The 19,188-nt window shown below is 69.1% G+C and carries 21 protein-coding genes and 1 pseudogene; 12 read left to right on the top strand and 10 right to left on the bottom strand.

From position 1 onward, the window contains the following. Positions 1-226: 226 nt before the first annotated feature. Positions 227-877, top strand: a complete 651-nt coding sequence (locus ON39_RS17270; RefSeq protein ID WP_040735303.1) for a TetR/AcrR family transcriptional regulator — start codon at positions 227-229, stop codon at positions 875-877. Here the strand turns inward: ON39_RS17270 and ON39_RS17265 are convergent. Then, complete coding sequence (locus ON39_RS17265; protein ID WP_211336470.1) at positions 874-1,791, bottom strand: alpha/beta fold hydrolase; 918 nt, start codon at positions 1,789-1,791, stop codon at positions 874-876. The two genes, ON39_RS17270 and ON39_RS17265, sit on opposite strands and share 4 nt — an antisense overlap. Positions 1,792-1,887: 96 nt before the next feature. Continuing rightward, positions 1,888-2,466, bottom strand: a complete 579-nt coding sequence (locus tag ON39_RS17260) for a TetR/AcrR family transcriptional regulator (RefSeq protein ID WP_040735300.1) — start codon at positions 2,464-2,466, stop codon at positions 1,888-1,890. 230 nt (positions 2,467-2,696) lie between these two features. On the opposite strand from ON39_RS17260, the gene srmL reads away from it, so the two are divergent. After that, positions 2,697-3,812 carry a PheS-related mystery ligase SrmL gene (srmL, locus tag ON39_RS17255; protein ID WP_040735299.1) on the top strand — a complete coding sequence of 372 codons (1,116 nt, stop codon included), beginning with the start codon at positions 2,697-2,699 and terminating at the stop codon, positions 3,810-3,812. Between the two features lie 45 nt (positions 3,813-3,857). Here srmL and ON39_RS17250 read toward each other — a convergent pair whose 3' ends face one another. The 4 genes from ON39_RS17250 to ON39_RS17235 all read right to left on the bottom strand — a co-directional run bounded on the left by ON39_RS17250 (position 3,858) and on the right by ON39_RS17235 (position 8,092). Beyond that, entirely contained in the window at positions 3,858-5,375 is a 1,518-nt protein-coding gene (locus tag ON39_RS17250; protein WP_085998208.1) for an FAD-dependent monooxygenase, read from the bottom strand. 78 nt (positions 5,376-5,453) lie between these two features. Next, positions 5,454-6,464, bottom strand: coding sequence for a DNA topoisomerase IB (locus ON39_RS17245; protein WP_083894513.1), 1,011 nt, complete (start codon positions 6,462-6,464; stop codon positions 5,454-5,456). Between the two features lie 63 nt (positions 6,465-6,527). Continuing rightward, positions 6,528-6,722 (bottom strand): con-10 family general stress protein, encoded by a 195-nt coding sequence (locus ON39_RS17240; protein ID WP_040735295.1) that lies wholly within the window; start codon positions 6,720-6,722, stop codon positions 6,528-6,530. Between the two features lie 101 nt (positions 6,723-6,823). After that, the gene (locus ON39_RS17235) at positions 6,824-8,092 is read right to left on the bottom strand and encodes a glycosyltransferase 87 family protein (RefSeq protein ID WP_040735290.1); all 1,269 of its coding nucleotides are present in this window, start codon (positions 8,090-8,092) and stop codon (positions 6,824-6,826) included. Positions 8,093-8,221: 129 nt separating this feature from the next. On the opposite strand from ON39_RS17235, the gene ON39_RS17230 reads away from it, so the two are divergent. The 4 genes from ON39_RS17230 (at position 8,222) to ON39_RS17215 (ending at position 10,664) form a co-directional block, all read left to right on the top strand. Beyond that, positions 8,222-8,842, top strand: coding sequence for a flavodoxin family protein (locus tag ON39_RS17230; RefSeq protein ID WP_040735288.1), 621 nt, complete (start codon positions 8,222-8,224; stop codon positions 8,840-8,842). 9 nt (positions 8,843-8,851) lie between these two features. Continuing rightward, a complete protein-coding gene (locus ON39_RS17225) occupies positions 8,852-9,463 on the top strand; it encodes a UdgX family uracil-DNA binding protein (protein WP_040735287.1) in 612 nt (203 codons plus the stop codon). A gap of 47 nt (positions 9,464-9,510) precedes the next feature. Next, positions 9,511-9,903: an ankyrin repeat domain-containing protein gene (locus ON39_RS17220; protein ID WP_040735285.1), complete on the top strand. Its 393-nt coding sequence runs from the start codon at positions 9,511-9,513 to the stop codon at positions 9,901-9,903. 323 nt (positions 9,904-10,226) lie between these two features. After that, complete coding sequence (locus tag ON39_RS17215) at positions 10,227-10,664, top strand: nitroreductase family deazaflavin-dependent oxidoreductase (RefSeq protein ID WP_051186740.1); 438 nt, start codon at positions 10,227-10,229, stop codon at positions 10,662-10,664. Positions 10,665-10,667: 3 nt separating this feature from the next. Here ON39_RS17215 and ON39_RS17210 read toward each other — a convergent pair whose 3' ends face one another. Beyond that, positions 10,668-12,038 (bottom strand): FAD-dependent oxidoreductase, encoded by a 1,371-nt coding sequence (locus ON39_RS17210; protein ID WP_040735284.1) that lies wholly within the window; start codon positions 12,036-12,038, stop codon positions 10,668-10,670. Positions 12,039-12,197: 159 nt separating this feature from the next. Between ON39_RS17210 and ON39_RS17205 the strand changes: the two genes are divergently transcribed. From ON39_RS17205 to ON39_RS17195, 3 genes are all read left to right on the top strand, one after another. Then, entirely contained in the window at positions 12,198-13,754 is a 1,557-nt protein-coding gene (locus tag ON39_RS17205) for an amino acid permease (RefSeq protein ID WP_040735308.1), read from the top strand. Between the two features lie 63 nt (positions 13,755-13,817). Beyond that, positions 13,818-14,513, top strand: coding sequence for a hypothetical protein (locus ON39_RS17200; RefSeq protein ID WP_146251342.1), 696 nt, complete (start codon positions 13,818-13,820; stop codon positions 14,511-14,513). A 58-nt stretch (positions 14,514-14,571) separates the two neighbouring features. Continuing rightward, positions 14,572-14,934, top strand: coding sequence for a hypothetical protein (locus ON39_RS17195; RefSeq protein WP_040735282.1), 363 nt, complete (start codon positions 14,572-14,574; stop codon positions 14,932-14,934). A 3-nt stretch (positions 14,935-14,937) separates the two neighbouring features. Here the strand turns inward: ON39_RS17195 and ON39_RS17190 are convergent, their stop codons facing one another. From ON39_RS17190 to ON39_RS17180, 3 genes are read right to left on the bottom strand one after another with little or no spacing between them, the layout of a single operon-like run. Further along, positions 14,938-15,426, bottom strand: a complete 489-nt coding sequence (locus ON39_RS17190; RefSeq protein ID WP_040735281.1) for a carboxymuconolactone decarboxylase family protein — start codon at positions 15,424-15,426, stop codon at positions 14,938-14,940. Continuing rightward, positions 15,423-16,502, bottom strand: coding sequence for an NAD(P)H-dependent amine dehydrogenase family protein (locus ON39_RS17185; protein ID WP_040735279.1), 1,080 nt, complete (start codon positions 16,500-16,502; stop codon positions 15,423-15,425). Before ON39_RS17185 ends, ON39_RS17190 begins: the two co-directional genes overlap by 4 nt. Positions 16,503-16,540: 38 nt before the next feature. Next, positions 16,541-16,975: a MarR family winged helix-turn-helix transcriptional regulator gene (locus ON39_RS17180; RefSeq protein ID WP_040735305.1), complete on the bottom strand. Its 435-nt coding sequence runs from the start codon at positions 16,973-16,975 to the stop codon at positions 16,541-16,543. Positions 16,976-17,031: 56 nt separating this feature from the next. Here ON39_RS17180 and ON39_RS17175 point away from each other — a divergent pair, with 56 nt between their 5' ends. The 3 genes and pseudogenes from ON39_RS17175 to ON39_RS17165 all read left to right on the top strand — a co-directional run. After that, positions 17,032-18,075 carry a membrane protein gene (locus ON39_RS17175; RefSeq protein ID WP_040735278.1) on the top strand — a complete coding sequence of 348 codons (1,044 nt, stop codon included), beginning with the start codon at positions 17,032-17,034 and terminating at the stop codon, positions 18,073-18,075. Between the two features lie 382 nt (positions 18,076-18,457). Then, complete coding sequence (locus tag ON39_RS17170; protein WP_040735304.1) at positions 18,458-18,781, top strand: hypothetical protein; 324 nt, start codon at positions 18,458-18,460, stop codon at positions 18,779-18,781. A gap of 58 nt (positions 18,782-18,839) precedes the next feature. Next, positions 18,840-19,188, top strand: a pseudogene (locus tag ON39_RS17165) (serine/threonine protein kinase); the annotation flags it as partial.

The following is a 19,188-nucleotide window of genomic DNA, read 5'->3' as shown; positions in this document are numbered from 1 at the left end:
GCGGCGGACGGGTACCGCCCGGCGACCCGAGCGCCCACCGTCTGCGCGCGTTGCGCGACGCGGGCGCGGAGGCGACGCAGATCCCCATGGACCTCGGCGACTTTCGGGGGAACCAGAAGACTCATGACGGCCGTCCTTCGCAACGCTGCGGTTTCCTCGACGATAGAGGAAACATAGGTTTCCGTAAACGGTTGTTTCCCAACCTCTCCTGTGCGAGGCTGCTCCGGTGACCCGGGCATTCAACGGCACCTACCGCGGTACGTCGCCGGCCGAGCGGCGGGAGGAGCGCCGCAGGCGCCTGCTCGACACCGCGCTCGACATCGTCGGCACGCAGGGCCTGTCCGCGCTGACCGTGCGCGGCCTGTGTGAGCAGGCGAGGGTCGGGCCCCGCTTCTTCTACGAGGCCTTCCCCGACCTGGACGCGCTGGCCGCCGAGCTCCTGCTGGAGATCCAGGACGCCGCCCTCGACACCGCGCGCGCCGCGGTCGCGGGCACCGAGGGCGGCCCCGCGGACAAGATCCGGGCCGGCGTCGCCGCGCTCATCATCGAGCTCACCGACGACCCTCGCCGGGCCCGGATCGTCTTCGCGCAGGCCTACGGCAACGAGGTGCTGATGCGCAGCCGCTTCGACGGCATGCGCCGGGTCGCCGACGCCATCATCGAGCAGACTCGCCTGGTCCTCGACCCGCCCGCGGGCCAGGACACCGCCGTCGCCGCGACCTCGCAGCTGATCACCGGCGGCGCGGCGGAGCTCGTCCTCGTCTGGCTCGACGGCGGCCTGGCGGTCGACCGCGACGGCCTCATCGATCTGCTGGCCGACTTCACCATCGCGATGGTCGGCCGCCTCCCCGAGGTCGCCGAACGCCTGTCTCGCTAACCGAAGAACGCCGTCAGCTCACGCGTCACCTGTTCCGGCTGCTCCTCCGGCAGGTAGTGACCGCTGCCCTTGATCTCGACGACCCGGATATCGGCGCCCATCTCCGGCGACATCTGTTCGCGCAGAGCGGGATACGACTGCTCACCGGCCAGCGTCAGGATCGGCAAGGTCAGCGGCGGATAGGTGGCCAGGTCCGCGATGTCCTGGCGCATGGTCTGGTACCAGCCGTTGCCCGCGCGGATGGCGTCCGGAGAATCGTAGGCCCGCGCGTAGATCTGGCGCGCCTGCTCCTCGACGGAGGACTGGTCGGCCAGCATGTGCCCGTAGAGCCAATCGATCAGCAGGCGGAATCGCCCGGCCAGCAGCTGTTCGGGCAGCTCGCGCAGTTGGTTCAAGGCGAACCACCAGGGATAGCCGCCGCGCCCGTGCGCCAGCGCGGCCTCCTGCTCGTCGCTGCTCGGCAGCATGGGGATCGCCTGCCAGGCGTCGACGGGCACGCCCAGGTCGAGGGTGGCCAGCCGCCGCACCGACGCCGGGAAGTTGGCGGCGAGGTGATAGCCCAGCGAGGCGCCGATATCGTGCCCGGCCACGAACGCGGACCGGTGCCCGAGGTGCCGGATCAGTTCGTGGATGTCGCGGGCCATGGTCTTCTTGTCGTAGCCGGACGCGGGCTTGGCCGAGCCGCCCATGCCGCGCAGGTCGACGGCGGTCACTCGGTAGCGAAGGGCCAGCTCCGGCATGATCTTCCGGAACTGCCACCAGGTCTGCGGCCATCCGCCGAGGAGGATCAGCGGCTCGCCCGCTCCGCCGGTGACATGGTGCAGGCGTACGCCGTTGACCTCCGCGAAGTCACTGATGAAGTCGCCCGCCAGCGAGGCGGCCAGTTCGGCGTCGGTGGGAAGGGTATGCGTCACGGACTTGTCCTTTTCTTTAACGATCGGTCAAGAAAATGGGCAGAGCGAGGCCCGCGTCGCCGGGCCTCGATCCGGCGACGCGGAACGCGCGAAGGGTTAGTCGAGCAGCCTGAGCGCCTGTTCGACGGTGTCGTCGAGGAACCGCTGCCGGACCGAGGTCTTGCCGACCACGCGAATCCCTTGCAGCAGCGTCACGAGGAATCTGGCCAGCCCGACCGGGTCACGGTCCGCGGGCAACTCACCCTCGGCCCGTGCCCGGAGCAGCGCGCTCGTCAGCACCGTCTCCATGGTTTGCAGATCCGCCGACACCAGCCTGCCCGCGTCGTCGTCGGCGGGGAGTTCGACGGCGGTGTTGGTGAGCAGGCAGCCTTTTCGCCGCTCATCGGCGAGCGAGCTCGCCGCGTACCAGCGCACCGTGGCGCGGACCGCGTCGAGCGCGGAACCCGGCGCGGACAGCCGTTCGAGCAATCCGGCCCTGCCGTCTTCCACATAGCGCTCCACCGCTTTGAGGTACAGCTCCCGCTTGCCGCCGAACGTGCCGTAGATGCTGCCGCGGCCCAGCTTCAGATGATCGACGAGGTCCTGCATGGACGTCGCCTCGTAACCCTGACGCCAGAACAGCTCCATCGCGACCCGCAGCGCGGCGTCCGGATCGAATTCCTTCGTTCTGCCCACGCGACCGACCCTACTTCAATTAGACCGAACGTTCAAAAATTCATTCCGCACTGGTGTGCCGGACGGACGATCGCTTAGGCTCGTTTCATGAACGCGTGCACGCGATTTCTTCGCCCCGGGCCGTCCGTCGGCCGCGGGGTGTACCGCGTACGTCCGCTCGCGTAGTTCCCGTGGCTGTCGTCGGTTCGGGGGTCTTCACCGAATCCGACTACCTACCAAGGGAATTACTCATGTCTACCTATCTCACCGCCTCCGACCTGTCGCGCGCGCTCGCCGTGCGCGACCTCAGCGACGCCGCCCAGGGACCGCACGCCATGCAGGCGCTGCTGGACGCGACGATCGACGCGCTGGCCCGCGCGTGGGGCTCGCGCGTGCGGGTGGTCCGCAACTCCCCGCTCGTCGCCGTCGCCGACAACTACGACAAGCTCGGCTACGACCCGGCCGACGTCACGCGCGACGCTCGCTACACCCGCTACGTCAGCCCGACCACCATGCTGCGCAGCCACACCACCGCGGACATCCCGGACACCCTGCGGCGCTACGCGGGCACGACGGCCGAGGTCGACGACCTCATCGTGGTGCCGGGCCTGGTCTACCGCCGGGACGTGGTCGACCGCATCCACGTGGGCGAGCCGCACCAGGTCGATCTGTGGCGGCTGCGGTCGAGGCCGGACACCGGCGATCGCGACGTGCGAGACCTCGTCGCCCACGTGGTGCGGGCCGTCCTGCCCGGCGCCGGATGGCGCACGACGCCCGCCCGGCACCCCTACACCGCCCTCGGGCGGCAGGTGGACGTGCGCCTCGGCGCGGACTGGCTCGAACTCGCCGAATGCGGGCTCATCGCCGAGCACGTCCTCGCGGGCGCCGGGCTCGATCCGGCCCGCTGGTCCGGTACGGCGCTCGGCATGGGGCTGGATCGAGCGCTGATGCTGCGCAAGGGGATTCCGGATATCCGCTACCTCAGGTCCGGCAATCCGCGCGTCGCCGAGCAGCTGCGTGATCTGTCGCCGTGGCGGCCCGTCTCGGCCCTGCCGCCGATCCGGCGCGACCTGTCGGTGGTGGTCGCCGACGACACCGACGACGAAACCCTCGGCGACACCGTGCGAAAGGTGCTCCACGATCGGGTCGACGACATCGAGTCGGTGCTCGTGGCGGCCCGCACGCCGTGGGCGGAGCTGTCCGAAAAGGCCAGGGACCGACTGGGAATCGTGCCGGGCCAGACGAATGCCGTTGTGCGGCTGGTGCTGCGGCCCCTGTCGCGCACGCTCACCGACGAGGAGGCCAACGAGCTGCGCAACCAGGTGTACCTGGCGATCCACGCCGGTCCACGACTGGAACTGGCATGAGGGCCGGAACTCCTTGTGGGGCAACGGAGTTCCGGCCCGCCGAGATCAAGCCGCCGGGCCGAACCACCGGGTCAAAGCGGACTCGAGCCCGTACCGGCCGCCCGAGTCGGCAGCCCACGCCACGAACCCGTCGGGGCGCACGAGCATCCCCGTCAGCTCGCCGGGCACCGCCGCCTTGGCCGTGACCACCCGCACCCGCGGCCGCCACGGCGCCGCGACCGCCCGCAGCTCGGCCGAGTCGGCCAGGTCGAACAGCACCGGCGCGCCGTCGGCGAAGTACCTGCCGAGCCGGGTGCCGTCCGACAGCTCGAAGTCGGGCACGGCCGCGCCGACGCGTTCGTGGCCGCCGCCGAGGTCGTAGCGGTGCAGCACGCCGGAGATCTTGCGGAACACGAGGGTCGCGGCCTCGCGGGTGGCGAGCAGCTCGGTCATCACCGCGCGAAGTTCCCTGCTGCGCCGGTCCGTTCGCATCAGCGCGACCTGCGCCCTGGTCCAGTCCAGCACCCAGGCGCCGACCGGGTGCCGCTCGGTGGTGTAGGTGTCGAGCAGCTCCGGTTCGGCGTCGCCGCGCACCACCGCGGCCAGCTTCCAGCCGAGGTTCACCGCGTCGCCGACGCCGAGGTTGAGGCCCTGGCCGCCGAACGGCGAATGCACATGGGCCGCATCGCCGGCCAGCAACACCCGGCCGCGGCGGTACTCGGTGACCTGACGGGTGTTGTCGGTGAACCGGGTGGCCGAGTGCACCGCGGTGATCTCCACCGGAACGCCGGACACCGCGCGCAGGGCCGCCTGCAACTCGGCGGCGGTGATCGGGGCGGTGCGGTCGGCGGGCGGGCCGTCGAGTTGCACGGTGAGGATGCGGCCCGGCGTCGGGCCGTGCACGTACATGCCGGTGTCGGTGGTGTTCCAGCCGGGGCGCAGCCCCTCGGCCCCGGTCATCTCGACGACGGCCTGGTGTCCGGTGAGTTCCGGGTCCAGGCCGGGGAAGTCGAACCCGGCCCGCTTGCGCACGAGACTGCGCCCGCCGTCGCACCCGACCAGCCAGCCCGCGCGGACGGTGTCGTCGCCGAGCCGGACCGTGACGCCCGCGCCGTCGTCGGTGAAGTCGGTGAGCTCGACGCCGCGGCGCACGGTCACCCCCAGTTCGGCGGCACGCCGCCCGAGGACCGCCTCGATGCTCTGCTGCGGCACGAGATACACCGAGGCGGCGGGGCCGAGGTCGGCGAAGGAGGAGTGGTCGAAGTCGACCAGGTCCACGCCGAGCATGATTCCCGCGAAATGCCCGATGAACGGCGGCCGCTGGGGCGCACCACCGGGCGCCGCCGCCGGCACCCCCATCCGGCTCAACGCGGCCGACTGCTCGGCGACCATCGCCGGCAGCAGGCCGCGCCGGTAAAGGGCTTGCGCGGCAACCTGATTTATCCCGCCGGCCTTGATCGTCGGATCGATCTCGTCGAGTCGCTCGACCACGAGCACGCTCACCCCGGCGAGGCCGAGCTCGCACGCGAGCATCAACCCGACCGGCCCCGCCCCGGCGACCACCACATCAAATGACTCGTTCATGAATTCCAGTGTGCCGACGCCCGATTGCGGCGGCCTTGCACCGTTCTTGCACGGCCGCGACCGGATTCGCTCAGCGGGTCACTTCGTCTGTTTGAGCAGTCGAATCACGGCCTTGTCGACCAGCTCTCGGCTCGCGTCGTCCGAATCGGCCTGCCGCGCCCGGCGCAGCGCCGGGGCGATGGTCGAGCCCTCCTCGAACGCCGTCACCACCCGCGGGTCGACGTAGGAGTTGCGCGCGACCGTCGGCGTATTGCCCAGCGCCGCCGCGACATCGGTCATCACCTTCTTCACCGCCGCCTTGCGCCCGGTCTTCGTCGTCGGACGCTCGGTCGACGCGAAATCCGCCGCCGCCAGTACCGTCGCCTGCCAGGTGCGCAGATCCTTGGCGCTGCACTCGCAGCACGCGAGCTCCTTGAAGCGCAGATTGACGTCGTCGGCGTGCAATTCGCGGTAGCCGCTGCCGTTGCGATAGACGAGCAGTCGCGGCGAGCCGGAGTCGCAGCGCCGCAGCGCGCGAATCGTCTTGGCCAGCAGCGGTTCCCGGATGCACACCCGCCGGCGGATACCGCCCTTGGCCGGGTAGTCGAAGTGCATCTCGTCGCCGGAGAGCCGAACCTGTTCGCGCAGCAAAGTCGCCACGCCGCGGGTGCCGTTCTCCTCCGCGTATTCCTCACCGCCGACCCGGAATACGCCGCGATCGAGCAGTTCGATGGCGACCGCCTCGGCGCGGTGCCTGGTGAACCCCCGCTCCGAGAGATCGTGCCGGACCTGCTGCCGCACCTCGGGCAGCCGGGCGGCCAGTTCCAGCACCCGATCGAATTTCTCCTCGTCCCGCTCCCGGCGCCACTGCTCGTGATACAGGTACTGGCGGCGACCGGCGGCATCGATGCCGACCGCCTGCACATGGCCGTTGTGGTGCGGGCAGATCCACACCTTGCGCCACGCGGGCGGGATCACCAGCGACTTGATACGGTCCAGCGTCTCCTCGTCGGTGACCGCCTCGCCGTCGATGGTGGTGTAGGAGAAGCCCTTGCCCCGTCGGACGCGGGTCAGTCCGGGGCCGTAAACGGTGCTGCGGCGCAAGCGCATCGGTGCCATCCTTCGCGGACGACGATGGGCGAGGCCATTGCCTCGCCCATCGAATGGTGTCGACTATCGGTTCAGGTGACTGCGTTCGCCGCCGAGGCGCTTGGCCGCGGTCGGCTGTGCCGCCGCGCCCTTCTTGCCTGCCTCGCTGGCGCGCTTGGGGTCGTTGTCGAAGCTGCCGCTGCTCGCCTTGCCACCAAGGCTGGCGATCTTGCGCTGCTGCTCCGCGTCCATGGCGGCGAAGCCACGTCGGGCGGCCATGAATCCCTCCTTGCCTCGAGTAATTCTGTCGGCGACGGCGGGGTGCCGTCACTGACGGCCCTACCCGGCCATCCCGGCGGCAAACACTCGGGCGGTGCGGATCAGGTCTGCGGCACCAGCGCGGGCGCGGGCTCCGGCGCCCGCGCGGTCCGGCGGCCGGAGACGAAGTAGAGCGCGACGAGCAGCACGCTGAACCACACGTAGGTGTTGCCCACGACGTGTTGCCATGGCGTCCACTGGGTTTCGCGGTGCTCACCGTCGGGCAGCCAGTTCTGCGGGCCGTACACGAAGACCGCGGTGATGACGACCGTGGTCACCGCCCAGCCGATGGCCTGCCGACGCGGCAGCCGGGTGGTGTAACCGATGACGGCCAGCCAGGCCGGGGCGATCCACACCCAGTGGTGCGACCAGGAGATCGGCGAGAGCAGCAGCGTGAAGACCGCGTTGATGGCCAGCGCCAGCGGCGGGAAGTCGACCGCGCGCCGCATGGCCGCCACGACGAGCACGAGCAGCGCGGCGCCGAGGAGCAGCCACAGCAGAGTGAACGCGGGCTTGGGCACCTGCAGCCGGGCGAGCACCGCCTGGATCGACTGATTGGTATGGAACGCCGACCCGCTCAGGCCCGACACATTGCCCATGCCGCCGAACCAGTACTTCACGGAGTCGCGCGGCAGCACGGCGAAGCCGAGGGCGGTGGCCGCCGCGCCGGTCGCCGCAGCCGTCGCCGCCGACTTGTAGTCGCGGCGCACCAGGAAATACAGCACGAACGCCGCCGGGGTCAGCTTGATGGCCGCGGCGATGCCGATCAGCATGCCGCGCCGCCAGCGGGGTGTGATCGCGAGGCAGTCGGCCGCGACCAACGCCATCAGCAGCAGGTTCACCTGACCGAAGTCCAGCGTCGAGTGCACCGGCTCGAGCAGCAGCGCCAGCGGCGTCGCGCACGCCGTCACCACCAGCACGAGCCTGCGCTGATCCTCCCCCGGCCACACCCGCCGCGCGACGAGATACAGCGTCAGCGCGAGCGCGATCACCGAGGACACGAAGAAGGTGAAGGCGGCGGCGTGCCATGGCAGCAGCGCGAACGGGCTCAACGCCAGCGCGGCGAACGGCGGATAGATGAACGGGAGCCCGGCGCCGATGGTGGTCTGGGGCAGTTGTCCGTACATGTCGTTGCCGTGGCGTAGCGCGTCCACCCCGAGGCGATAGACCTGCAGATCGATGAAGCCGCCGGTGATCTTGTGGAACGGCCAGGTCGGCAACAGCAGACAGAACGCGGCGAACCCGATACAGCAGGCCGGTGCCAGCCACGCAGCGACGCCGAGTCGACGGTTCTTGGCTTCCGGCTCAACGCGGGTGGTCACACTACTCATCCGCGGCGACTATACCGACCTATCGCCGCCCGCACACCAGGTGGGAGGGGCCTTCGGGGGCGGCCGGAGTGATCTCGGGCAAAACGGGTACGTCGGCAGGAGTCTCCCACCCAGAAGGAGGTCGACCCGATGACCGCACCGACGGCCGTAGCACTCGTCTGCAGTTTGAAGAAGTCACCGGAACCGTCGAGCAGTGAACTGCTGGCCGGGCAGGTGCTCGACGAACTCGAACGACAGGGGGTGACCGGCCGGGTGGTCCGGGTGGTCGACTACGACGTTCACCCCGGCGTCACCACCGACGAGGGCGACGGCGATGCCTGGCCGCGGATCCGCGAGATGATCACCGCCGCCGACGTCGTCCTCATCGCGACACCGACCTGGGTCGGCCACATGTCGTCGGTGGCCCAGCGGGTGCTGGAGCGGCTGGACGCGGAGCTGTCCGAGACCGACGACGAGGGCAGGCCGAGCATGGTCGGCAAGGTGGGCATCGCCGCCGTGGTCGGCAACGAGGACGGCGCGCACAAGATCATCGCGGATCTGTTCCAGGCGCTCAACGACGTCGGGTTCACCATTCCCGCGCAGGGCGGCACCTATTGGAACGGACAGGCGATGGGCTCGGTCGACTACAAGGATCTCGACAAGGCACCGGACGCGGTCGCCAGCACCACCGCCGCGGTCGCCCGCAACGCCGCGCATTTGGCCGGGCTGCTGCGCAAGGAGAGCTACCCGGCCTACCCACAGAAGGATTAGGAGTTCGGAGTGCGTGCCCCCGGCGCCGAAGAGTTCGTACCCGACACCACCGACCTGGCGACGCTGCGCGAGGCGTCCTGCGGGTGCCGGGGGTGCGACCTGTATCGGCATGCGACACAGACGGTTTTCGGTGAAGGCCCCGCGGACGCGACGGTCGTGATGGTCGGCGAGCAGCCCGGCGACCAGGAGGACCAGCAGGGCCATCCGTTCGTCGGGCCCGCCGGGCACCTGCTCGACCGGGCGCTCGCCGATGCCGAGATAGACCGCGACACCGTCTATTTGACCAACGCGGTCAAGCACTTCAAGTTCACCGAGCGCGGCAAGCGGCGCATCCACAAGGCGCCGGGCCGCACCGAGATCGTCGCCTGCTCGGCCTGGATGGCGGCCGAATTGGCCGTCGTACGGCCGAAATTGGTGGTCTGCCTGGGCGCGATCGCCGCGCAGGCGGTGATCGATCCGGCGTTCAAGGTGAGTCAGCAACGCGGACAGGTCGTCTCGATGCCGGACTACCGCGCGATCGCCACCGTGCACCCGTCCGCGGTGCTGCGCGCGCCCGACCGCACCGAGGCGTACGCGGCGTTCGTCGAGGACATGAAGAAGGTGCGCGCCGCGATGACATAGCGGGCCGCCTGCGGTCGATTCGCGGCGACCGGTGGTAGGAATGGCGCATGAGCGACGACCTGGATCCGGAACTGCTCGAGTTTGCCGCCAAGGTGTTCGACTTCGCCAGGCAGGGTGATGCCGCCGCGCTGGCCACCTATGTGGACGCGGGGGTGCCCGCGGATTTGACCAACGACGCCGGTGACTCGCTGCTCATGCTGGCCGCCTACCACGGCCACCGCGACGCCGTCGCGGCCCTGCTCGATCGCGACGCGGACCCGAACCGCGCCAACGACAAGGGCCAAACCCCTTTGGCGGGCGCGGTTTTCAAGGGCGAGACGGAGATCGCGCGGCTGCTCGTCGAGTCGGGGGCCGATCCGGACGCGGGCGCTCCGTCCGCCCGCGAGGCCGCGGTCATGTTCGACAAGAAAGATCTGCTGGAGTTGTTCGCCGACTACTGAGCCGACGCGAAACTTCAGCGCCGCCGCCGGGAATCGCTGCGTCGCCGCCGGAACTACCGCGCCGCCGCCGGAACTGCTGTGCCCCGCCGGAACTGCTGCGCCGCCGCCGGAACTGCTGCGCCGCCGGCGGAACTACCGCGCCGCCGCCGGAATGTTGCGCCGCCGAGGGAACTACCGCGCCACCGGCGGAACTGCTGCGCCGCCGAGGAAACTACCGCGCCACCGGCGGAACTACCGGGCGCCACGGAACTACCCAGCGCCGCAGGAATTTCGCCGCCCGCCGCGTGGTTGCCCGTGAAAACGCAATCACTGGAGGCAATGACGTGTCCGATACCAACAACCTCGCCGTCGACGCGAAGAGCTTCAACGAGCAGGTGATCGACGAGTTCCGCGCGAACGCCGGCAAGGTCGGCGGCATGTTCGAGGGCGCGGCCATGGTGCTGATCACCACCACCGGCGCCAAGTCCGGCCGGCGCGTCACCAGCCCGCTGGTCTACCTGCCCGACGGCGACCGCATCGTGCTCATCGCCTCCAACGGCGGCAGCGACAAGCACCCGGCCTGGTACCACAACCTCGTGGCCGACCCGAAGCTCACCGTCGAGATCGGCACCGAGCAGTATGAGGCCAGGGCCGAGGTCGTCACCGGCGCCGAACGCGACGCGCTCTACGCCAGGATGGTCGAGATCATGCCCGGTTTCGGCGAGTACCAGGCCAAGACCTCCCGGGTGATCCCGGTGCTGGCGGTGTACCGCGCGGCCTGAGCGCTACCCGCGCTCGCGCACCGCGACGGTGGCCTTGCGCGCGGCCACCAGCACCGGATCCCACACCGGTGAAAAGGGCGGCGCATAGCCGAGATCGAGGGCGGTCATCTGTTCGACCGTCATCCGCGCGGTGAGCGCGACGGCAGCGATGTCGACGCGCTTGCCCGCGCCCTCGCGCCCCACGATCTGCACGCCGAGCAGGCGTCCGGTGCGGCGCTCGGCGAGCATCTTCACCGTCATCGGCGCGGCGTCCGGGTAATAGCCCGCGCGGCTGGTGGATTCGATGGTGACGGCGACGAACTGGAGACCCGCCGCGCGAGCGTCCTTCTCGCGCAGGCCCGTTCGCGCGACCTCCAGGTCGCACACCTTGCTGACGGCGGTGCCGACGACGCCGGGGAAGGTCGCGTAGCCGCCGCCGACGCCCGCGCCGATGATCTGGCCGTGCTTGTTGGCGTGGGTGCCGAGCGCGATATGGCGTTCGCGCCCGGACACCAGATCGAGCACCTCGACGCAGTCGCCCCCGGCCCAGATGTTCTCGTGGCCGCGCACCCGCATGGCCAGATCGGTGAGCAGCCCGCCGTACTCCCCCACCGGAAGCCCTGCCGCGCGGGCCAATTCGGTGTCCGGGCGCACGCCGATGCCGAGCACCACTACGTCGGCGGGGTATTCGGCCGTGTCGGTGACGACCGCGCTGACCCGCCCGTGCTCGTCGGTGCGGATCTCGGTCACCTCGGTCCCGCCGATCACCTCGATCCCCATGCCGCACATGGCGTCTCGGACCAGCGCGCCCATATCCGGGTCCAGCGTCGACATCGGCTGCGGGCCGCGCTGCACCATCGTGACGTCGTAGCCGCGCTTGATCAGCGCCTCGGCCATCTCGACTCCGATGTAGCCGGCGCCGACCACCACCGCGCGCTTGCCCTCGGTGCGTTCGAGGGTGTCGATCAGCGCCTGCCCGTCCTCGAGCGTCTGCACGCCGTGCACACCCCGCGCGTCGATGCCGGGCAGGGGCGGGCGGCTCGGCCTGGCGCCGGTGGCGATGACGAGTTTGTCGTAGCCCGTCCATGTTTGGTCCCCGGACGCGAGGTCGCGGACGCGCACCCGATTGCCCGCCACATCGACCTCGGTCACCTCGACGCGGACCCGCAGATCGATGTCGCGGGCGCGATGCTCCTCGGGCGTGCGCGCGATCAGCTCGTCCCGGTCCAGCACGTCGCCGCCCACCCAGTACGGAATCCCGCACGCGGAGTACGAGGCGAACCTGCCCCGCTCGAAGACCACGATCTCCAGCTCGCTCGCGTCCCGCAGCCTGCGGGCCTGTGACGCCGCCGACATCCCCACCGCGTCACCACCGATGATCACCAGTCGCTCCATAAGGCCACGCTACGGCGCGCCGGCCCGGCCCCGACGGAGGGGGTAGCCGCGATTTGTCTGCGGTATTCCGGGGTTGCCATGCGGTCGACTGCGGTTTACCGCACACTGATCTTCTGGCAAACGCTGTGTGAGGGCAGCGTTTACACCCGGGAGCAGTCCATGAGCGCACAACCGTCCCCGTCCGATGACGAACGCAGGCTCGCCGAACTCGGCTACAAACAAGAATTGGCCCGATCCTGGTCCGGTTTCTCGAACTTCGCCATCAGTTTCACCATCGTCTCCATCCTGACCGGCGGATTGGCAAGTTACGGAATAGGTTTGGCCAATGGCGGCCCGATCACCATGGCGTGGGGCTGGCCGCTCGTCTCCATCATGGTGCTGTTCATCGGCATGGCGATGGCGGAATTGGCCTCGGCCTACCCGACCTCCGGCGGCCTGTACTGGTGGGCCGCGCAGCTCGGCGGGCCGGTCTGGGGCTGGTTCACCGGATGGTTCAATCTCATCGGTCAGATCGCGGTGACCGCGGCCATCGATTACGGCGCGGCGATCTTCACCACCGTGGTGCTGAACGTGATCGGCATCGATATCGGCACCGACCGCACCGCGATCTTCCTGGTTTTCGTCGTGATTCTCGTTTTGCACGCCGTGCTCAACGCGATCGGCCCGCACCTGTCCGCGGTGATCAACAACATCTCCGCCTGGTGGCACGTCGGCGGCGTCGCGATATTCGTGCTGGTGCTCGCGTTCGGCGCGAACCATCATCAGAGCGTCGGATTCGTGTTCACCGAGACCGTCGACAACAGCGCCGTCGGGTTCGGCGGCGTCGCCTTCAGCTTCCTGCTCGGCCTGCTGCACGCGCAGTACACGTTCACCGGATACGACGCGTCCGCGCACATGTCCGAGGAGACCCACGACGCCTCGCGAATGGCCGCGAAAGGCATCATCAATACCATCGTGGTGTCGGCGATCGCCGGATATCTGCTCATCATGGCGGTCACCTTCGCGATCCCGAATCTCGATGACGCCTTGGATCCGGCGAAGAACAGCGGCTATCCGGTGATCTATATCCTGGAGAACTCGCTCGACCCGTTCTGGTCCGGGCTGCTGCTGATCATCGCCGCGATCGCGCAACTGTTCTGCGGCTACGCCTCGGTGACCTCGGCCTCGCGCATGCTGTTCGCGTTCGCGCGCGACGGCGCGGTGCCGGGATCGGCGCTGTGGTCGAAGCTTTCGGCGCGCAAGGTGCCGGTCAACGCGGTGCTGTTCATCTCGGTGTTCGCGTTCGTGCTGTTGATCCCGTCGATGCTGGTACCGGCCGAGAACGCGCCGACCGCCTACGCCGCGGCCACCTCGGTGGCGACCATCGGCCTCTACATCGCCTACGGCATCCCGATCCTGCTGCGGCAGGTGCACGGCTCGCGGTTCCGCACCGGTCCATGGCGGCTCGGCCGCTGGTATCGGCCGATCGGCGTGGTCGCGCTGATCTGGATCGTGCTGATCAGCGTGCTGTTCGTGCTGCCGACCGACGATCGCGGTTATCCGTGGAACGACGAGTTCACTTGGAACACCGTCAATTACGCGCCGATCGCGTTGGTCGGCGTGGTGGGCGCGATCGGCGTCTGGTGGCTGGTCTCGGCCCGCACCTGGTTCACCGGGCCCAAGCGCACGGTCGAGCAGGCGCCCGACGCCGGGGACGAGCAGGCGGTCAACGCTTGAATGGACGGCGTGCGGCGACCGCTGGTTCGTGATATGTCGGTGCCGGTCGCTAGGTTCGACACCATGGAAAGGATCGACCTGGAGCACGATCCGGCCGAGGGCCGGATCGTTTTTCCGGGAAACCCGTGGCCGGCCGGGCACGCGATCGAGGAGTTCGCGTGGACCGGGCGGATCGACGAGAACGGCAATTTATGGTTCGACCTCCACCTGCGGTCGGCCGAGTATGTTGCCGAGGGCGAGCCGGAAAGCGCCGAGGGGGCCGATGATTGGGCGTCGCCGCGGGTGTGGCGCGACTGCGGGAGTTGCACGTTGTCGTCCACCTACTGGGGCGAGGACGACGGCACCGGATTTCTCGCCGCGACGCCGGGCAATCCATTCCGACTGAAAGCGCGGGCCCCGCAACGATTGACCGCCGACCCGCTGCCGCTCGTCGAGTTCGATCAGCTCGAATATCTCGCCTTCAACATCTATCTGCTCGGCCACGATTCCGTCGCCGATCAGGAGGTGATTTTCACGCGTCGCCCGGACGGCGCGCACGATATCGAGTGGCACGGACGCATCGCGCTGACCTACGCCGACGACACCGAATTCCGCCATCGATTCCGCGCGAGAATCACCGCGCCCCTCGAATACATCCGGTACCCCGCCAGTCTTTCGCCGGAGGAGGCACAAGATCACCTTCAGGCGGTACTCGACGCGCCCGAACTATTCGAGACCGGTCTGGTCGACGGTCAGCCCGCCTGGGTGCCCCGCCGATAATGACGGGAAAGTGTTTGTCCGAGCCTGTATTTCGGGGGATCGCGCTACCGTTGGACAGATGAATTACGAGTTCGTTGTGCTGCCGATGGGCGCCGTCGACTCGCCCGCCCAGGTCCGGGCCTACGTGCGGACCCAGGACGGACAACCGGTGAACGAACAGCTGCACCGATTCGTGGTGACCGGACTACACCTGTGGAACAGCCGGGTGCCGGCCGCCTACCGGCACGCCGAACTCCATATCGAGGCCGCGGGCGATTCTGTGCGCATCACCGCCGCGGACCGGGCGGACCGGCGCAGGCACCGCGGCTCGGCCGTCGACAGCGCGGCGGACGCGGTCCGCCGGCTCCTCGAGGGGCTGATCGGCGACCTGGAGTATCAGCTCTACGACGCCGCGACCGACACGCTGTGGCGGCCTCGGTGATCATCAGGCGGCCGAATGTCCGGGCAGCACACAGACGGTGTCGAGCCCGAGGACGCGATTGAGCCGGCCGAAGGCGAGCCAGGAGCCGATGCACATGCTCAGCTCCACGAGTTCGGTCTGTGAGTACTCGGTCAGCATGCGGGTCAGGAACTCGTCGTCTATGCCGTGATGGTCCAGGGCGTAGCGCTCGGCGTACTCGGCGGCCAGGCGCGTGCGGTCGTCGAACGCCTCGGTGAGCCGCCAGTCGGTGACCGCGTCGGCGAACTCCGGCTCCACCTTCTTGCCGTCGCGCTCGGTGCGCCAGTCCTGACAGAACAGGCAGCCGTTGATCTGGGCGATGCGCAGCCGGGCCGCCTCGAACTCGCGCAGACCGAGGGTGCTGTGCGAATACACCGACATCGAGAACTGCGCGGCGGCGACCCCGATGCCGGGCACCATCTCGCCCCAGACGTAACCGATCGGGTCCTTGCCCTCGGGGATGTCGATGATCATGGGTGTTTCCTTCCGAGTTTGCCGACTGCCGGGCGCAGCGGAATGTCGAGCGCGTCGTAGAGCCCGGGTTCGGCGTCGGCGAGCCAGTCGATGGCACTCACCAAACGCCCTACGGCAGTGGCGTTTCCGCCCGCGGCCCGGTTGCCGTCCTCGTCGGTCGCCTCGACGGTGACCTCGATGCGCGGGCTGCCCTCGACGATCACCCGGTGCGCGCCGTCGCCGTCGGCGGGCGCGGGCCAGTCCGGTGCGCAGGACGGATGGATGCGGGTGACGTGTTCGACGATGATGCGCGGCTCGCCCGCGACGATGCCCTGCACCTCGAAGCGCACCGCGCCCTGCGTGCCCGCGGCGAACTCCCCCATCGAGCGGGTGGTGACGGTGGCGTCGAGCGGCCGCCGGTCCAGGGTCTCGCGGATCTCGTCGAGCTCCACGCCGAGCGCCCGCGCCATCAGGCGAATCTGACCGCCCCACACCATCGTCGGCACGGTCGGCGCGAGCATGGGCGGCTGGTAGTCCATGGGCTGGCCCATGCCGACGAGGTAGCGGACCGAGTCCGGCTGATCGTAGGTGGAGTAGTCGAAGATCTCCTGGCAGCGGAGCACGTCGACGGTGCTGCCGAGCCCGCTGATCAGCAACGGCAGCACGTCGTTGCCCCAGCCGGGGTCGACGCCGGAGACGAACAGCGAACCGCCGCCCTCGGCGATGGCGGCCAGCACCGGGTCGCGGATCTCGGTGGGCGCGTTGCGCGGATCGTAGAGCGCGTAGAGCGCCGGCGTGACGACGATCGCGCCCGCGCGGAGGGCCCGGACGATGTCGGCGAGCGCGTCGTCGGGCCGGATATCGCCGGACGCCGCGTACACCAGCGCCCGCGGTTTCGTCGCGAGCACGGCCTCGATGTCGTCGCTCGCCGCGACGCCGACCCGATAGTCGAGGCCGCTCAACTCCCCGGCGTCGCGCCCGACCTTGCCGGGATTGTGCACGAGCACACTCGTGAGTTCGAGCGCCGGATGCGCCTCGACGGCCCGAATGGCCGCCCGGCCGACATTGCCGGTGCCCCACACCGCCGTGGAGATCATGCGGCGAGCGTAGCAAGCGCTTGGTCGGTATCCGGGTGTTATGGCGAAGGCTCGTTGTAGCGGACCAGATACTCGGCGAGTCGCCGCACGTCGGCGTCGTCCCACGTCGAGAAACGCTCGGTGAACGCCGCCGCGCGCCGGCGCTCGGCCTCGCGCGCGACCCGCTTGCCCGCGGCCGTCGCGCGCAGCAGATGGTTGCGCCGATTGGCCGGATCGACCTCCTTGACGAGGTAGCCCTCGCGCTCGAGCGCGGCGAGTTGCCTGCTCACAGTGGACTTGTCGAGCAGGAAGTAGTCCGCGAGGTCGGCGGCCTGGCAGCCATCGCGCTCGATGACCAGGTCGAGGATGCTCGACGCGACCAGCGTCAGGTTCGGGTGAAGCTCGGCCGCACGGCCTCTCGCCCGGCGCGCGAAGGCCGTGAGCTCGCGCTGAATGGTGCGGATGGCCTCCGTGCGTGCCGACTGTCGCTCCATGGTTGTATAGTACAACCAAGGCATAGTTGTATTTACCAACCATTGGGAGTCGATCCGTGATTTCGCAGCCGCTCCGGCATGTCGCCGTCCATCTGCTCACCCCCTTGCTGATGTGCTTCGGCATGGCGCTGGCCTACCTCGGCGCGTTCCACCAGCCCGAGCCGAACCATCTGCCGGTGGCCGTCGTCGGCGCCTCGCCGGAGGTGAAGGTGCTCGCGCAGACACTGAAGGACAAGGCGGGCGACAAGCTCGAGGTGGTGACCCTGCCCAGCCGGGAGGACGCGCACACCCGACTGCTGGACCGCGAGCTGTCGGGCGCCTACCTGCCCGACGCCCAGCATCCCGAGCTGATGGTGGCCACCGCCGGGTCGGACACGACCGCGATGGCGGTCGAGAAGGTGTTCCAGCAGGTCGCGGGCCAACAAGGAGCGCCGCTGAAGATCACCGATGTCGCGCCGACCGCCGCGGGCGACCCCACCGGTCAGGGCATCTTCTTCCTGCTCGTGGCCTTGAGCGTGGGCTCGTACGGGTGCGTCGCGGTGCTCGGCGCCGCGGGCGGGGCCCTGCGCATCAGGGTCCGCGCGACGGTCGGCCTCGTCGCAGCCCTCGTGGTGAGCGTCATCGGAATCGTCGCGGCCGCACCGCTTTTCCACATCATCGACCACGACTACGCGGCCATCTGGGCGATGTCGTGGCTGTACTCGGCGGGGATCATCCTGGTCGGGCTCGGGCTGCACACCTTCCTGAAGCACTGGACGACGCTCACGCTCATGGTGCTGTTCGTCATGCTCAACTTCACCACCTCCGGCGGTGTCTACAGCCCCGAGCTGCAAGGCGGGTTCTTCGGTGCGCTGCACGCGTTCTGGAACGGCGCCGGTTTCGTCGAGGGCGCGCGCAACCTGCTGTACTTCGACGGCGGGGCGGGCTTCGGCGGGCACGTGATCACCCTGATCCTGTGGCTCGCGGCCGGCGTCGTGGCGCTCATCACGGCGGCCGCCTACGAAAAGCGGCGGGCCGAGGCGACGACGGGTCCGAAACATGCTGCGCCACACGATGATCGGGCGGCCGAGGAGGAGATGGACGAACTGGTCGGCGTCTGATCGACCCGCCGGGCGGGCCGGTGCCGTGGCATCCGATCACGGCACCGGGTAGCATCAACCGAGTCCGGGCCGCGTGAGGACGCCGCGATTCCCGTTCGAAAAGTCAAAGTATCTGTAACCGAAGGTTACAGTAACCGCCGGTTACAGATAACTCAGGGTAGCCGGAAAGTTACCGACACCAGCGCTTATCCGTAGGTTTCCCGCGTGACCGGCACTTGGAGCGGATAACCGGGCGGCCATAAAACTTCCCCAGTCGACGGCCAGTACCTGTATTCGGTGTTCCGCGAGCCGCGCTAAGAGTTAGGTTTAAGAGGCTCTGGGGCGGGCTACGTGGATGTGATGCGCGTGCCGGGTCGGAACTCTAGTGCGAGGAGGGGTGGTGGTGTCGGACCAACCGACCGCGCTCGGTTACCTGAGGCGTGATATCTCAGGTGCACAGCAGGAGTGGGACGAAACCCAGATCCGCAATATCGCCAAGCGGCTCGGCTACGACCTCGCCAAAACCCTGCTGTTCGACGCGGACACCGACTACCGCCTCGACCAGCTCCAGACCGCCATCCAGGTTTCCCATGCCGAAGCGCTGATCGTCCCCACCCTCGACCACCTCGGCGGCACCGCCGACCCGCTGGTCAAGATCTGCGACGTCATCACCGTCCGGCCCGAGAACACCTATGCCCGCTGGGCATTTCCCCCGGCCGGCCAATAGCCGCACGGACATCCGCGAACAGCCGGTTTCCGGCTGACGGCGGCGATACGATGCGCAGATGGCGCACCCCGCCCCGCCGGTTCCGGGGGCGACGGTCGCATCGGACCGTTCGCCCGGGGGTTCGCGCGGCGCCGGGATCGCCGAGGTGGTCGAGCGGTTCGCCGAGGCGTGGCAGGCCGGGGACCCACCCGATCTGCTGGCCTACCTGCCCGACTCCCCCGGCCTCCGGCGGGTGTCGCTGATCGAGTTGATCAAGGTCGACCTGGCCAATCGATGGGGACGCGGCGCGGCGCCGAAACGACTGGCCGAGTACGTCGCGGAACTGCCGGAGTTGCGGACCTGGCCGTTGCCGCCCGACCTCATCTACGAGGAGTTCCACGTCCGGCGGCGAGCGGGCGGGTCGGTGC

The organism is Nocardia tenerifensis NBRC 101015 (assembly GCF_000308715.1).
GTDB lineage: Bacteria > Actinomycetota > Actinomycetes > Mycobacteriales > Mycobacteriaceae > Nocardia > Nocardia tenerifensis.
The sequence above is the reverse complement of the archived record's forward strand: the minus strand, read 5'-3'. Positions and strand labels throughout refer to the sequence as shown.